This window comes from Bradyrhizobium sp. GW821-FHT12B03, assembly GCF_058807535.1.
The window spans coordinates 795,556-809,598 of sequence record NZ_JBXAQU010000001.1; the positions used below are offsets into that span (position 1 = coordinate 795,556).

The 14,043-nt window shown below is 62.1% G+C and carries 13 protein-coding genes; 4 read left to right on the forward strand and 9 right to left on the reverse strand.

Annotated elements, in window-relative coordinates:
* From AC1RUR_RS03860 to AC1RUR_RS03880, 5 genes are all read right to left on the reverse strand, one after another.
* A complete protein-coding gene (locus AC1RUR_RS03860) occupies positions 1-1,146 on the reverse strand; it encodes an acyl-CoA dehydrogenase family protein (RefSeq protein WP_492841458.1) in 1,146 nt (381 codons plus the stop codon).
* 24 nt (positions 1,147-1,170) lie between these two features.
* Positions 1,171-2,100 carry a 3,5-dioxohexanoate:acetyl-CoA acetone transferase gene (kce, locus tag AC1RUR_RS03865; RefSeq protein ID WP_492841460.1) on the reverse strand — a complete coding sequence of 310 codons (930 nt, stop codon included), beginning with the start codon at positions 2,098-2,100 and terminating at the stop codon, positions 1,171-1,173.
* A 42-nt stretch (positions 2,101-2,142) separates the two neighbouring features.
* The gene (locus tag AC1RUR_RS03870) at positions 2,143-2,934 is read right to left on the reverse strand and encodes an enoyl-CoA hydratase-related protein (protein WP_354117747.1); all 792 of its coding nucleotides are present in this window, start codon (positions 2,932-2,934) and stop codon (positions 2,143-2,145) included.
* A 29-nt stretch (positions 2,935-2,963) separates the two neighbouring features.
* A complete protein-coding gene (locus tag AC1RUR_RS03875; RefSeq protein ID WP_492841463.1) occupies positions 2,964-3,722 on the reverse strand; it encodes an SDR family oxidoreductase in 759 nt (252 codons plus the stop codon).
* A gap of 64 nt (positions 3,723-3,786) precedes the next feature.
* Entirely contained in the window at positions 3,787-4,968 is a 1,182-nt protein-coding gene (locus tag AC1RUR_RS03880; protein WP_492841465.1) for an acyl-CoA dehydrogenase family protein, read from the reverse strand.
* Positions 4,969-5,093: 125 nt separating this feature from the next.
* Here AC1RUR_RS03880 and AC1RUR_RS03885 point away from each other — a divergent pair, with 125 nt between their 5' ends.
* Positions 5,094-6,392 carry an enoyl-CoA hydratase-related protein gene (locus AC1RUR_RS03885; RefSeq protein WP_492841467.1) on the forward strand — a complete coding sequence of 433 codons (1,299 nt, stop codon included), beginning with the start codon at positions 5,094-5,096 and terminating at the stop codon, positions 6,390-6,392.
* Between the two features lie 26 nt (positions 6,393-6,418).
* Complete coding sequence (locus tag AC1RUR_RS03890; protein WP_492841469.1) at positions 6,419-7,609, forward strand: CaiB/BaiF CoA transferase family protein; 1,191 nt, start codon at positions 6,419-6,421, stop codon at positions 7,607-7,609.
* Between the two features lie 32 nt (positions 7,610-7,641).
* On the opposite strand, the gene AC1RUR_RS03895 is transcribed toward AC1RUR_RS03890, so the two are convergent.
* The 3 genes from AC1RUR_RS03895 to AC1RUR_RS03905 form a co-directional block, all read right to left on the reverse strand.
* Positions 7,642-8,031, reverse strand: a complete 390-nt coding sequence (locus AC1RUR_RS03895; RefSeq protein WP_492841471.1) for a Zn-ribbon domain-containing OB-fold protein — start codon at positions 8,029-8,031, stop codon at positions 7,642-7,644.
* A complete protein-coding gene (locus AC1RUR_RS03900) occupies positions 8,031-9,188 on the reverse strand; it encodes a thiolase family protein (RefSeq protein WP_492841473.1) in 1,158 nt (385 codons plus the stop codon). Before AC1RUR_RS03900 ends, AC1RUR_RS03895 begins: the two co-directional genes overlap by 1 nt.
* A gap of 76 nt (positions 9,189-9,264) precedes the next feature.
* Positions 9,265-10,461: an ABC transporter substrate-binding protein gene (locus AC1RUR_RS03905; protein WP_492841475.1), complete on the reverse strand. Its 1,197-nt coding sequence runs from the start codon at positions 10,459-10,461 to the stop codon at positions 9,265-9,267.
* Positions 10,462-10,723: 262 nt separating this feature from the next.
* Here AC1RUR_RS03905 and AC1RUR_RS03910 point away from each other — a divergent pair, with 262 nt between their 5' ends.
* Positions 10,724-11,896 carry a phosphotransferase gene (locus AC1RUR_RS03910; RefSeq protein WP_492841477.1) on the forward strand — a complete coding sequence of 391 codons (1,173 nt, stop codon included), beginning with the start codon at positions 10,724-10,726 and terminating at the stop codon, positions 11,894-11,896.
* Between the two features lie 26 nt (positions 11,897-11,922).
* Here AC1RUR_RS03910 and AC1RUR_RS03915 read toward each other — a convergent pair whose 3' ends face one another.
* A complete protein-coding gene (locus AC1RUR_RS03915; protein WP_492841479.1) occupies positions 11,923-12,789 on the reverse strand; it encodes a MaoC/PaaZ C-terminal domain-containing protein in 867 nt (288 codons plus the stop codon).
* Between the two features lie 236 nt (positions 12,790-13,025).
* Here AC1RUR_RS03915 and AC1RUR_RS03920 point away from each other — a divergent pair, with 236 nt between their 5' ends.
* Positions 13,026-14,036 carry a branched-chain amino acid ABC transporter permease gene (locus AC1RUR_RS03920; RefSeq protein WP_492841481.1) on the forward strand — a complete coding sequence of 337 codons (1,011 nt, stop codon included), beginning with the start codon at positions 13,026-13,028 and terminating at the stop codon, positions 14,034-14,036.
* Positions 14,037-14,043: the final 7 nt, after the last annotated feature.

Sequence of the window (14,043 nt, forward strand, 5' to 3'; positions counted from 1 at the left end):
TCAGAGGTTGCGCGAGATCAGCTCACGCATGATCTCCGACGTGCCGCCATAGATGCGCAGCACGCGCGCATCTGCAAACAACCTGCAGATCTCGTACTCGCGCATGAAGCCGTAGCCGCCGAAGAATTGCAGGCACTGGTCGACGAGACGTCCATGCATCTCGGTGACCCAGAGCTTGGCTGTCGATGCGGCATAGGTGCTCAGCTCACCACGAATGTGCTGGCTCAGGCACTGGTCGACATAGGCCCAGCCGACCTGGAGGTCCGACTTGAGATCGGCCAGCTTGAAGCGCGTGTTCTGATAGGTTCCGATCGCCTGTCCGAACGCCTTGCGCTCAAGCACATAGGCCTTGGTGATGTCGAACGCCTTTTGGGCCGATGCGATCGAATGAAGTGCGATCGTCAAGCGCTCCTGCGGCAACTCACTCATCAGCGCGCCCATCGCGCCACCTTCGGACCCCAGCAGATTGCTCACGGGAACGCGGACCTGGTCGAAGAACAGCTCCGAGGTGTCGGAGGAGAGATGGCCGAGCTTGTCGAGGTTGCGGCCGTGCCGAAAGCCGGGGCGGTCGGTCTCGACCAGGATCAGGCTCATGCCACGCGAGCCGCCGTCCGGATTGGTGCGGGTGACCGCGATGACGAGATCGCACATCTGGCCGTTCGAGATGAAGGTCTTCTGACCGGAGATGACGTAGTCGTCGTCGTCCCGAACCGCGCGCGTGCGAATGCCTTGCAGGTCGCTGCCGGTGCCGGGCTCGGTCATCGCGATCGCGCAGACGATCTCGCCCGAGACCATGCGCGGCAGCCACTTTGTCTTTTGCTCCTCTGTCCCGTAACTCAGGAGATAGCCGCAGCAGACGTCGTTATGGACCGAGAAGTCGGTCGCTGGCCCTGCAAAGCCGGAATAGGCGAGCTCTTCGATGACGACGGCGTTGTGGCGGAAGTCGCCGCCGATGCCACCATATTGTTCGGGCACTTGCGGGCAGAGCAGGCCGGCATCCCCCGCCGCCGGCCACAGCGCGCGATCGATGATTCCGGCCTTCTCCCATTCCTGGAAGTGCGGCGCGATCTTCGCCGCGGCGAAGCGGCGGACGCTTTCGCGCAGGAGTGCGTGTTCTTCGTCGTAGACCGGGCGATGTGGCAACATGTCTGTCGAGCCGTCGGTTGAGCCCTAGAATGCGACCTTGTCGCCGCCCTTGAGCTGGAGGATCTCGCGTGCTTCGTCCGGGCTCGCGATCTCGAGCCCGAGGCCTTCGATGATCTTGCGGACCTGCGTCACTTGCGCCGCATTGGTTTCGGCGAGGCGGCCGGAGCCGATCCACAAACTGTCTTCCAGACCGACACGGACGTTGCCACCCATCGCCGCCGCCATGGCCGCGACCTGCATCTGGGCGCGGCCGGCGCCGAGCACCGACCAGCGGTAGTTGTCGCTGAACAATCGATCGGCCGTCCGCTTCATGTGCATGACATCGTCAGGGTGGGAGCCGATGCCGCCGAGCAATCCAAAACAGGTCTGGATGAACAGCGGCGCCTTCACCAGGCCCTCGGTCCAAAAATAATGCAGGTTATAGAGATGGCTGGTGTCGTAGCATTCGAACTCGTATCGGGCGCCGGAGCTGTTCAGCGTTTCCAGCGCGTAACGGATATCCTTGAACGAGTTGCGAAAGACGAGGTCGTGGGAGCCTTCCAGCATCTGCGGCTCCCAGTCATGCTTGAACGACTTGTAGCGCTTCAGCATGGGGAACAGACCGAAATTCATCGAGCCCATGTTGAGGCTTGCGACCTCCGGCTTCCAGGTCGCCGCCGGGCGCACGCGCTCTTCCACCGTCATGTAGGGCGAGCCGCCGGTCGTCAGGTTCACGACGACGTTGGAGCTCTGCTTGATGACGCGCAGGAAGGGCTCGAAGGCTTCCGGCGATTGATCCGGTCTGCCGTCGGCTGGATTGCGCGCGTGCAGATGCACGATCGCTGCCCCCGCTGCCGCAGCGCCGAGCGCGGACTCGGCGATCTCGGCCGCCGTCACCGGCAGATGCGGCGACATCGACGGCGTGTGGATCGATCCCGTGACCGCGCAGGAGATGATGACCTTGTGGGGCGCCATGGCCGCCTCCTCAGCTTGCGGTTGCTACCGGCACATGGGCCATCATGTGAACTTATGGAAGTCCGGATCGCGCTTCTCGTTGAAGGCCGCGACGCCTTCCTTCGACTCCGCCGTGTCGTAGAACATCTTGACGGCGTGCAGCGCGAAATTGCTGATGCCGCGGATGTTGTCGGAATCGGCGTTGAAGGATCGCTTCGCGAGCGCGATCGCGGTCGGCGATCGCTGCGCGAGCTTGTCGGTCCAGTCCTTCACGGCGGCGTCGAGCTGCGCCATGGGCACGACCTTGTTGACAAGGCCCATCTCGCGCGCCTGCTCGGCCGTATAACGCTCGTTGAGGAACCAGATCTCGCGGGCCTTCTTGTCGCCGACGTGACGGGCCAGGAAGGCCGTTCCCCAGCCGGCATCAACCGAGCCGACCTTGGGGCCGACTTGACCGAATTGGGCGTGATCCGCAGCGATGGTGAGATCGCAGAGTGTTGCGAGCACGTTGCCGCCACCGATCGCAAAGCCGTTGACCCGGGCGATCACCGGTTTCGGCACGTCGCGGATCAAGCCCTGGATTTCGTCGATCGGAAGTCCGACCACGCCGCGGCCGTCATACTGGCCCTCATGCGCAGATTGATCGCCGCCGGTGCAGAAGGCTTTCTCGCCCGCACCGGTCAGGACGATGCTTGCGACCTTTCGGTCGTTGGCGGCGAGGTGGAAGGCCTGGATGAGCTCCTCAAGCGTCTGGCCGCGGAAGGCGTTATAGACCTTTGGCCGGTTGATGATGATCCACGCGGCACGGTCGCGGACTTCATAGATGACGTCGGTGAATTGCTTGGGGTCGGTCATGACGTTTCCTTGGCGTTTCCTGGCGCGATCTAGATCATGTTCATTCCGCCGGAGACGGAAATGGTTTGTCCGGTGATGAATTTGCCGTCGTCGGAAGCGAGCATCGCGACGATCCCGCCGTAGTCGTCGGGCTCGCCCATCCGCTTCAGCGGAATGCCCCGGACCATGGCGTCCTTCCATTTCACGGCGTGCTCGCCTTCGCCAAGGACCGACGCCATCATCGGCGTGTTGGTCGGGCCGGGGCAGATGGCGTTGAGCAGCACGTTCTTGCGTGCCAGCTCGCGCGCCAGCGACTTGGTGAAGGAGATCAACCCGCCCTTGCAGGCGGAATAGACGGCTTCGTCGCTGGTGCCGACGCGCGCGGCGTCGGAGGCGATATTGACGATGCGGCCGCCGCCGCGCTCGGCCATCAAGGGCGCGATCGCCTTGTGGGTGTTGAGCGGTCCGTAGAGATTGATCCGGATGATCTTGTCCCAAAGCTCTCTGTCGGTCTTCAGGAACGGCATCGGGCGGTCCCAGCCGGCATTGTTGACCAGGAGCCAGATCGGGCCGAGCTCCGCTTCGACCTTGCCAACCGCCGCCTCCACGGAAGCGGCATCTCCCACGTCGACCGCGTAGGTCTTGATGACCGCCTGCGGCGCGAGCTTTGCGGTTTCGTCGCCGCCTTGCGGATTGATGTCGAAGATCGCGATCTTGCAGCCTTCTTCGGCGAGCCGCAGCGTCAATCCTCGTCCGATGCCCTGTCCGCCGCCGGTCACGACGGCAACTTTTCCAGATAGGCCCTTCAACGCTGATCTCCCTTGTCGTTTATATTTTCGCCGGCGACCTTCGATGCCTCGAAGGAGAGGGGGCTTATGAGGCCGCCCCGTTCTTCTGAATGTCATACCCGCGCTGGGAATACATCTGCCGCGCGATGATCGTCTTCATGATCTCGATCGAGCCGCCGGCGATCTTCACCACGCGCGCATCGGCATAGGCTCTGGCGATCGGGTATTCCCACATATAGCCCCAGCCGCCGAACAACTGCAGGCATTCGTCGACGGCCTCGCAGTGCAGCTCAGAGGTGAACATCTTGGCCATGGCGGCGTCGACGGGATCGAGCTTGCCCTCCATGAACAGGGCAATGCACTTGTCGGTGAAGACGCGGGCGACAGTCGCTTTGGTCTTGAGCTCGGCGAGCTTGAACTGGGTGTTCTGGAAGTCGGCGAGCTTCTGGCCGAACGCGCTGCGTTCGGAGGTATAGTGCAGCGTCCAGTCGATCACGGTTTCGGTGACGGTCGCCGAGCGAATGGCCTGCGCCAGGCGTTCCTGCGACAGTTTGGTCATCATCTGAGCGAAGCCCCTGCCTTCCGCCCCCAGCATGTTGCTGGCGGGAATGCGGACATTGTCGAAGAATAGCTCGGACGTATCTTGCGCCCTCATGCCGAGCTTTTCCAGATTCCGGCCGCGCTTGAAGCCGTCCCGGCTGCTCTCGACGATGAACAGCGTTACGCCCTTGGCGCCGGCCTGGCTGTCGGTCTTGGTCGCCAGCACGATGAAGTCGCAAAGCTGGCCGTTGGAAATGAAGACCTTCTGGCCGTTGATCAAGAAGTCATCGCCGTCACGCGAAGCGCGGGTCCGGATCGCCTTGAGATCGCTGCCGGCATGGGGCTCCGTCATGCCGAGCGAGCCGATTGCTTCGCCCGACACCATTTTGGGCAGCCATTTGCGCTTTTGCGCCTCGCTGCCGAACGACAGCAGATAGGTCGCGACGAGGTCGGTATGGATGAGAAAGCCGGGACCGCTTGCGCCGGCGCGCCAGAGCTCCTCGAACACGACCACGTCGAAGAGGTAGTCGAGGCCCATGCCGCCATATTCCTCGGGCACGGTGCAGCACAGGAGGCCGGCGGCGCCGGCCTTCAGCCAGAGGTCCCGCGGAACAATGCCGTCCTCTTCCCATTGGGCGTGGAAGGGAACGATCTCGCGGTCGACGAAACGACGTACCGTCTGCCGGAAAATCTCATGTTCTTCGCGAAAGATCGTGCGCTCGATCATTGTCAAAAAGCGTCCCGTCTGATTTAGTTTGCTAGTGTACAGTATTTGGTTTGGGTATACAACCTGAAAACCGGCGAAGGCAAGTACGATCGTACACCAATGAACTGTTGTGAGAGGAGGGAGCGATGGTGATCGGAGCGGCGCTGAAACAATTTCGAACCGAGATGTCGACGAGCGGCGTCGTGCACTTGATCTTCGACATGCCCGACCGCTCGATGAACGTGTTCTCGAACGCCGCGATCGACGAAATTGGCCTGTTCGCGGACTGGCTCAAGCAAAGCGATGTGATGGGCGTCGTGATCCGGTCCGGAAAGTCTTCGGCGTTCTGCGCGGGCGCGGATCTCGCCGAGCTGGAGACTGCCTATGATATGATCATGGCAGCACCATCCGCCGAACGCGATCGTCTCGCTTTCGATCATTTCTTCCGGTTGAGTCATGGCTTGCGTCGGCTCGAGACCGCTGGCAAGCCGATTGCCGTTGCCGTTGCTGGCCTTGCCCTGGGAGGCGGCTGCGAATTCGCTCTGGCCGCGCATCGTCGGGTGATCGCCGATCGCCCGCAGGCGGTGTTCGGTCTGCCGGAGTCGCTGGTCGGATTGCTGCCGGGCGGGGGCGGAACCCAGCGGCTGCCGCGCTTGATCGGGATTGAGGCTGCGCTGCCGGTGTTGCTCGACGGCGCGCGCATCGGTGGGCAGGCGGCTGTCGCGGCCGGGCTTGCGGATGAATTGGCGGAACCAGGCGAAGAGGTCGCCGCCGCCGAGCGCTGGGTGTTGTCGCATCCGGCGGCCACACAGCCGTGGGACCGGCCGGACAGCCGTGCGGCTGACATGTCGCGCGTCGCGGCAATCATCGGCGCAAGCCGGAGCAAAATGTTGGCAGAGACGCTCGGCCACTATCCGGCACCATTGGCCATTCTGGACTGCGTCGAGCAGGGTTTGCCGCAAGACTTTGATAGCGCGATCCGAACCGAGATGCAGATCTTCGCAAGACTGATCCAGCGGCGCGAGCCACGCAACATGATCCGGACGCTGTTTCTCGGGAGGCTCGATTATGAGCGGTTGAAGAAGAAAGGTATGAATCCCCGGATCACCGAAGCGGTCGCCGCGATATCGAACGTGCTTGGTGCTCATTCCGAACGCGGCAAGGAGCTCTCCGATGCCTTTGCGCGTGCGGGTTTTCGCGTCGAGCAGCCGCGCCGGGTCGACTTCGACGGCCGTATCACTGATGCGGTCTATTGGCATGACGACGAACCGAGGACCTGGGGCAAGGATCTCTTGCGCGCGCGGCTGGTGGACGCCGAAGCCGCAGCCGTGGGCTGGCGTACACAGCTTGACGAGGCGGAGCGGCGGGCTGCCGATTACGTCCTGGTCACGCAGGCAGGCTTTCCCGCCTATCTCGGCGGATTATTCGCCGCAGGATTGAACTAGTCGAGCCTTCGGCAAGGAGAGAAATCGTGCCAAAACCTCTTGACGGTATCAAGGTTCTCGATCTTTCGAAGGTGCTCGCAGGCCCGCTCTGCGCGCAGTATCTCGGCGATCTCGGCGCCGAAGTCATCAAGGTCGAAGCGGTGGGGCAGGGGGATGAGACCCGCGGGTGGCCGCCCTTTCCCGCGCCCGGCCTCGGCACAGTGTTCCTGAGTGCCAATCGCAACAAGCGAAGCATCGCGATCAACATGAAGTCGGACAAGGGGCGGAAACTCGTGCAGGAGCTCGCGCGAGCCTCCGACGTCGCCATTGAAAGCTTCGGTACCGGCGTTGCCGAGCGGCTGGGCATCGATGCGCCGAGCCTTTGCGCGCTCAACGACCGGCTGGTCCATTGCAGCATCTCCGGATTCGGCCGGACCGGACCTCTGAAAAATTCGCCCGGGTACGATGTGATCCTGCAGGCCTTTGGCGGCATCATGTCGATGACCGGCGATGAGGGCGGCGGCTATATCCGCAGCCCCATTTCCCCGATCGATCAGATGACAGGCGTGCACGCCTTCAGCGGCATACTTGCGAGCCTGTTTGCGCGTGAGAAGTCGGGCAAGGGCGCGGCGATCCAGGTGTCGCTGTTCGATACTGCGCTTGGGATCTTGGGCTACAATCTCCAGACCTTCTGGGAGCGGGGGACGCAACCGGCAAAGTGTGGCTCCAGCCATGAGTCGCTCTGCCCATACCAGGCGTTTGAGGCGTCGGACGGACCGATCATGATCGGGGTAGCCAACGACAATCTCTGGCGCAAGTTCTGCAGCGTTGCCCGCCTGAATGCGATCGTGGATGACCCGAAGTTCCGCACCAATGCAGAGCGGGTCAAGCATCGCGCTGAGACGCTTCAGCACGTCCAATCGGTGATCGCCACCAACACCGTTGCATACTGGAATGAGGCGTTGAACGAGGTCGGTATTCCCTGTTCGCCGATCAATACGCTTGCCCAACTCCTGGACCATCCGCATACGAGGGCGGACAAGCTGATCATGCAGTACGATCATCCCGCGGCTGGGCGCCTGAATTGCGTCGGCCATCCCGTGACATTCGTTGGGGAGGAGCGGGCTCCCGGGCTGCCCCCGCCCACCCTCGGGCAACATACCGATGATGTCCTGAAGGAAATGGGCCTTTCCGACGCGAGCATTGCCGAATTGCGCCGTGACGAGATCATCAGTTGATGATCTCGGGGCACGGCGGTGCTTCCTTGGTGTCAGACGGGTGTGAAGAACGGTAGTGGTGCGCCGTCGGTCGGCTTGAACACCAGCTTCACCTTTTGGCCGATCTCGAGCTTTTCAAGATCGCAATCGACGAAATTGGTCTGGAGCGACGGTCCTTCCTTGAGCTTGACGTAGCCGATGGCGTAAGGACCGGTCGGCGACTTCCGCATCAGGCTCCAGGTGTAGATCGTCCCCTCGCCCGACGCCTCTTCCCACACTGTCTTGTCGGAGTAGCAGAACGGACAGATCGAGCGCGGAAAGTAATGCGCTTCGCCGCAGGCGGTGCAGCGCTTGATCATGAACTTGCCTTGCTTCGCGGCGTCCCAGAACGCCGCGGTCTCGGGGTTCGTGACCGGGGCGGGATATTTCTTGGCTTCGCTCATCACACGCGCTCCAGAATGGCGGTCGAGGCGGCGTGGCGAACTCCCAGAAGGCCGCCGGTGCCATGGGCGATAGCGAGATCGCAATTCCTGACCTGCACCTTCGGATGCGCCTCGCCGCGCAGCTGCCGGACGGCTTCGATGATCTTGGTCATGCCGCCGCGATTGACGGGATGGTTGCTGCAGAGCCCACCGCCATCGGTGTTGAACGGCAGCTTGCCGACGCCCGAGATCAGATTGCCATCAGCGACGAACTTGCCGCCCTCGCCCTTCTTGCAGAAGCCGAGGTCCTCGAGCTGCATCAGCACCGTGATGGTGAAGCTGTCGTAGATCGAGGCGTATTTGATATCCCTTGGCGTCACGCCGGCTTCCTCGAAGGCGCGCGGCCCGGACCATACGCCGGCGGAATAGGTCAGATCGAGATCCTTGCCACCGTTCGGCCCCTTCATTGCTTCGCCGTGACCAATCAATCGGACCCGCGGTTTATTCAGGCTTCGGGCGATGTCCGGAGAGGTCACGATCAATGCGCCCCCACCATCGGTGACGACGCAGCAATCGAGCCGGTGCAAGGGATCGGAGATCATCGGCGAGTTCACGACGTCCTCAACGGTGACGACGTCCTTCAGCAGCGCATGGGGATTGTATTGCGCGTGATGCGAGGCCGCGACCTTGATCCAGGCGAGTTGCTCTGAGGTGGTGCCATAGTCGTGCATGTGACGCATCGCGCACATGCCATAGGCATTGTGCGTGGTCGCGCCATAGGCCGACTCGAAATCGGCCTCGGCGCCAGGTGCGCGTGGTGGGGTGTGGCTGGTGCGCGGCTTGCCCGCGAGCGTGATCAGGGCAACCGAGCATTTGCCCGCAGCAATGGCTTCTGCCGCATGGCCGAGCTGGATGATGTAGGAGGAGCCGCCGGTATCGGTGGTGTCGATATGGCGGAATTTTTTGGTGTTGAGGCCGAGATAGTCGACCATCGGCCAGGCGCCGCCGGGCGCGTCGCCGGAGAGAAAATACCCGTCAATGTCGTCCTTGCTCAGCCCGGCATCCTCGATCGCGCCCTTGGCGACCTCGACATGAAGCTGGGCGGTGGATTTATCCGGCGCATGCCGGGTCGGGTGTTCGTAGATCCCGGCAATGTAGGCCTTACCTCTGATGGTCAACTCGCTCTCCGCTGGCGTTTGCTGCTCGGTCGGACCTGCCGGGCGATGCCCGGTAGGCCTGGAATTGATCCCAGCGCTACTCTTCGAGCAGCTTCCAAGATGTCTTTTCGAAGATAGCCATGCGCAGGGTGTGGTAGGGAGCGTAGTTCTCCTTTGAATTGGTAAGCTCAATTCCCGGAAGCAGCATGCCGACGCGCTCCTTGTTGAAACTCGTTGCCTGGGCGAGCAGGTTCTCACGTGTCAGATTGTCACCGCATCGCTCGAGGCCCTTTGCGATCGCTTGCGCATTGATGTAGCCGGACAGGGCGATGAAATCGTTCGGGCTGTCGTTCGGTACCCATCTCTTCATGAAGGCGACGTAGTCCTTTACGTCCGGGTCGTCGGCCCAGGCCGGATCGCCGGCTTGCTTGGTGAACTGGGTGGTGTAGGCGCCCTGGACGTTTTCGAGTCCGGCGGGGGTGAGAACGCCCTGGATCGAGTTGACTGGGCTCGCCAGGAACTGAGCTGGCTTCCAGTTCAGCTCATTGGCTTTCTTGATCGCCTGCGCAGCAAATTTTGGCGTTGCGAAATAGACGATCGTATCGGCGCCGGCGGCCTTGAGCTTGAGGACTTCGGAATCGACCGTTGGATAGCTCAGCTCATAGGATGCCTCTGCGATGATCTTCGCCGTGCTGTCGGGGCCGAGGCCGGCCTTGAAGCCTGTGAGGTAGTCCTTGCCGTAGTCGTCGTTCTGATAGAGTACCGCGATCTTTGCGTTCGGTATCGTCTTGACGATGAATTTGCCGAATGTGGCGCCCTCCATCTCGAACGCCGGATAGAACGGGACAGTCCACGGAAAATTGTGCGGGTCGTTGAAGCGCCGACCGCCGGCTGAAATGAAAACCTGCGGCACCTTGTTCTGGTTGAGGTACTTTTGGACCGCGATGTTGGGTGCGGTGCCGACCGTTCCCACTTCGGCAAGGACGCCGTCGTCGTCGATCAGCTTGCGGGTCTGTTCGATCGCCTTTGGCGGGCTGAACGCGTTGTCCTGCGAGATCAGGTTCACCTTCCTGCCGTTGATGCCTCCCTTCTCGTTCAACATCTGAAAATAGCCGGTCATGACGCGGCCATAGCTCGAAAAGGCAGAGGCTGGCCCGCTGTAGGGGATGGTCTGGCCGATCTTGATTTCCGTGTCGGTGACACCCGGGCCGTACTGCTTTTCACCGGCTCGAGCGCTGAAGACGGCGCCGCCGAGGACAAGGGCCGACACGCCGGCCAGTATCGCGATCCTCATGTTTTCTCCCATGCCGTTCTTTTTGGTGCAGCCGCACGCGGCCGCGAAATCAGTACACTCGTATATCATATTGCAGGAAACGAAAATAGACGCGCGCCGAAAATTAGCGGCCCCAACGCCGCGGCTTTGCCAAATTGCGGCGCATGAAAACCAACGCGCCGTCTTGAACCCGAGTTCGATTGTGCTATAGATAGTACATAAGTGTACTAATTATCGGCTGCGCCACGATCGAGACTGGTTGCCGCCGGCGAAGGGAGGAACCATGGCTGCTTCGGGCGCAACGGCGCTGGCTGCGCTGAAGATTGGCGGACGGGTTGCCTTTGAGCGGCTGGTTCGGCCGAAGGCGCGCCGGCTCGGGGATGTTCCATGCTCGCCCGACGCCATCACGCCTGAGTGGCTGACGGCCGTGCTCTGCCAGAAGGTCCCTGAAGCCGTCGTGACGGGAGTCGTCGTCAAGCCGGCCAGCGCGGGGACCCACGAACGCCATCAACTGCTTGTCAGCTACAACGAGGCCGGCCAGCGCGCAGGCCTGCCGAAGTCGATGTTCACCAAGTCGCTGCCGAGCGTCGTCACGCGCATGATCGGCGGGTTCAACGGCACTGCGCGGGTCGAAGGCCGATTCTACATGCAGCTGCGGCCGCAGCTCGAGATCGAAGCGCCGATCGGTTATCACGCCGCGTCGGACCGCCAGACGTTTGCCTCGATTCTTCTTCTTGAAGATATGGTTGCAACAAAATCGGCGACGTTTTGCAACTACCGGACCTACGTCTCTCGCGAGACGGCAGAGGATATGGTCGACGTTCTTGCCTCATTGCACGCGCGTTTCCACGGCGATGCTGAGCTCGCCACGCAATACCGCTTTGTCGCGAGCTATCCGCGCTGGTTCACGATCGGTGCAGAAAAGATGAGCCTCGAATACTATACCCGAAAGGCGTTCGATGCTGCGTCTCACGTCATTCCCGAGAGTATCCTGGCGCAACGCGATGCAGTCTGGCCGGCTGCCGTGCAGGCTCTTGCCGTGCACGACAGCGAGCCGCAGGGATTGATCCACTCCGATGTGCATATCGGCAACTGGTATCGCACGGGGGCGGGGAAGATGGGTCTGTGCGACTGGCAATGCCTTGCGCGCGGCCATTGGTCGCGAGACTTTGCCTATGCCGTGACTGCGGCGCTCACCCCCAACGATCGCCGCAAGTGGGAGAAGGATCTGCTGCTCCGCTATCTCGACCGGTTCGCCACTTTGACCGGCACCAAGCCGGACTTTGACCGGAGCTTCCTACATTACCGGCAGCAGATGGTGCACGCGCTGTTGATGTGGACCATCACCCTTTGCCACTCTCCGCTATTGCCGAACATGCAATCGGAGGAAACGACGCTGGCTATGATGGAGCGGATCTCGACCGCAATGGCTGACCTGGATTCGCTTCGCAGCTGATCGGCTCCCTGAGCCGACGCGACGCTTCAGGTTGCTACAAACCGGCATTCGCCGCGATCGAGCACCATCATTTGCCGCTCGACCGCCCACGCTCTGAAGCGAACGGTCTCGCCGTCCTCGAACAGCTCGATCCGAATGGTGTCGCCGGGGAAGGCTGGCGAGACAAACCGCACCGCCATTGCGCCGATCCGCTCGGGATGTCCCGGTGCGTGGCGCTTCAGGATCGCGCGGCAGGCCAGACCCATCGTGTTCAAGCCGTGCGAGATCGGCCGGTCAAAGCCGGCTTCGCGGGCCACGATAGGGTCGGCGTGGATCGGCATATAATCCCTGCTGACAAGGCGATACAGTAGCGCCGCCTGCTGCGGCGTGCGGTATGTGATCGCGGCGCTCGGTCTTGCATCGGCGCGGATCCCTGTGATTTGTCCAGGTGACGTACCGTAGCTGCCACAGCCACCGTCGCCACGCAGGAATTCCGTCGCGCGCAGGCTGGCCAATCGTTCGCCGCTAACCGCGTCAAACAGCTCGGTATCAAAATAGACCAGCGCGCCTCGTCCCGGCCCCTTGTCATCGATGGCGCTGACTCGATGCTCGGCCCGGACAGATCCGCTGACGGCGAGGGGGCGATGCAGCGTGAATCGTTGCTCCCCGTGCAGCGCCTTGGTCCAGGCGATCCCGGTCTGCGGTTCAGCGATCCAGAGCGGCGGCCAGCCGAGCGTCACGCACATGCTGGGCACCACCCGCTGATCGCGGCCCTCGTAGACGTAGGCCAATTCGTCCTCGTCCAGCGGATCGTCGCCAATGCTGAGCCCGAGCGCATACAGGGCGCAATCACGCCAATCGTAGGATTGATGGATCGGCGCGAAGTGCCGCGAGACGACGTGATCCAAATTCATCGCAGGTGCTCCCGACGTTGCCCGGCAAGGCGCGTAAGCGGCCGCGCCCGCCGAAGTTCTGAAATATCGTTGCGGTGCGTACGAGTTTCGTCAAGGCGATCATGGAAGCGGGATGCTCGGGGGCGCACGATGCCGCAGCACGCCAGCTCGATTAAGGTTTGCGGCAAACATCAGTATATGATAAGCCAGTGTACTAATCGGGCATCGAACCCGAAATCGTCCGGCAGGACGGGGAAATGCTGCAGGCTGGCGTTGCGCCCGATTTGAATATCGGCGGCGGACGCCGGGCAATGGCGGGAGGGCCGTTTGCGAGGTCAGGCGCGCGGATTGGCGGTGCACCGGATGGCTGCGTGCCGTCGTGCGATGCAGCGTGGCAGGGGAGCGCTGTCGTGATCGCACTGCTGATCGCGAATTCGCTGGCACTCGCCTCGCTGCTGATCATGCTGTCGAGCGGACTCGCTCTGATCTACGGCCTGCGCGACGTCATCAATTTCGGCCACGGCGCGATCTATATGTTTGGCGCCTATCTCGGCTACACCATCGCCCTTGTCGGCGGGTTCTGGCTGGCGCTGCTTGTCGTTCCGATCCTGCTCGCGCTTCTCGGCATCGCGTTCGAATACCTGGCGCTGCGGCCGCTGCAGAGAAGGTCGCATATCGAGGTGGCGCTGGTTACCCTGGGGTTGGGCATCATCCTTGGGCAGGTCATCATCTATTTTTACGGCGGCGAGGCGCGCAGCGTGGATGCGCCAAAAATCCTTTCCGGCTCGATTACCGTCCTGAACCTCTCCTATCCCGTCTATCGCCTCTTTCTGATCGTGATGGGGCTTGGCTCGTGCGCGCTGCTTGCAGTTTGGCTCCGGTATACGCCGTCCGGACTGTATGTCCGCGCTGTGAGCCAGGATCCATCGGTGGCACGGATGATGGGCATCGATGCCGATCGCCTGAGCCTGCTCGTCACCAGCCTCAGCACCGCCTTCGCCGGGATCGCCGGCGTGTTGGCCGGGCCTTATCTGTCGATCGATCCGGGGATGGACGTCGCGATGATCGTGAACTGCCTGATCATTGTGGTGATCGGCGGTACCGGCAGCATTGGGGGGGCGATCGTTGCCGCGTTGCTGTTCGGTTTCGTTCAGGTGGCGGGATCGGTCTTTCTGCCCAACCTTGCGGCGCTCGTTCCCTACATCCTGCTGATGGTCGTGCTGCTCGTCGCGCCCGGCGGCATCGGACGCGGGAGGGTTCTGAGTTGAGCAATGG

Excerpts from the sequence above, each read along its gene's own strand:
- AC1RUR_RS03860 (WP_492841458.1), bottom strand. The coding sequence starts at position 1,146 with ATGTTGCCACATCGCCCGGTCTACGACGAAGAACACGCACTCCTGCGC.
- kce (WP_492841460.1), bottom strand. The coding sequence starts at position 2,100 with ATGGCGCCCCACAAGGTCATCATCTCCTGCGCGGTCACGGGATCGATC.
- AC1RUR_RS03870 (WP_354117747.1), bottom strand. The coding sequence starts at position 2,934 with ATGACCGACCCCAAGCAATTCACCGACGTCATCTATGAAGTCCGCGAC.
- AC1RUR_RS03880 (WP_492841465.1), bottom strand. The coding sequence starts at position 4,968 with ATGATCGAGCGCACGATCTTTCGCGAAGAACATGAGATTTTCCGGCAG.
- AC1RUR_RS03885 (WP_492841467.1), top strand. The coding sequence starts at position 5,094 with ATGGTGATCGGAGCGGCGCTGAAACAATTTCGAACCGAGATGTCGACG.
- AC1RUR_RS03895 (WP_492841471.1), bottom strand. The coding sequence starts at position 8,031 with ATGAGCGAAGCCAAGAAATATCCCGCCCCGGTCACGAACCCCGAGACC.
- AC1RUR_RS03905 (WP_492841475.1), bottom strand. The coding sequence starts at position 10,461 with ATGAGGATCGCGATACTGGCCGGCGTGTCGGCCCTTGTCCTCGGCGGC.
- AC1RUR_RS03910 (WP_492841477.1), top strand. The coding sequence starts at position 10,724 with ATGGCTGCTTCGGGCGCAACGGCGCTGGCTGCGCTGAAGATTGGCGGA.
- AC1RUR_RS03915 (WP_492841479.1), bottom strand. The coding sequence starts at position 12,789 with ATGAATTTGGATCACGTCGTCTCGCGGCACTTCGCGCCGATCCATCAA.
- AC1RUR_RS03920 (WP_492841481.1), top strand. The coding sequence starts at position 13,026 with ATGCTGCAGGCTGGCGTTGCGCCCGATTTGAATATCGGCGGCGGACGC.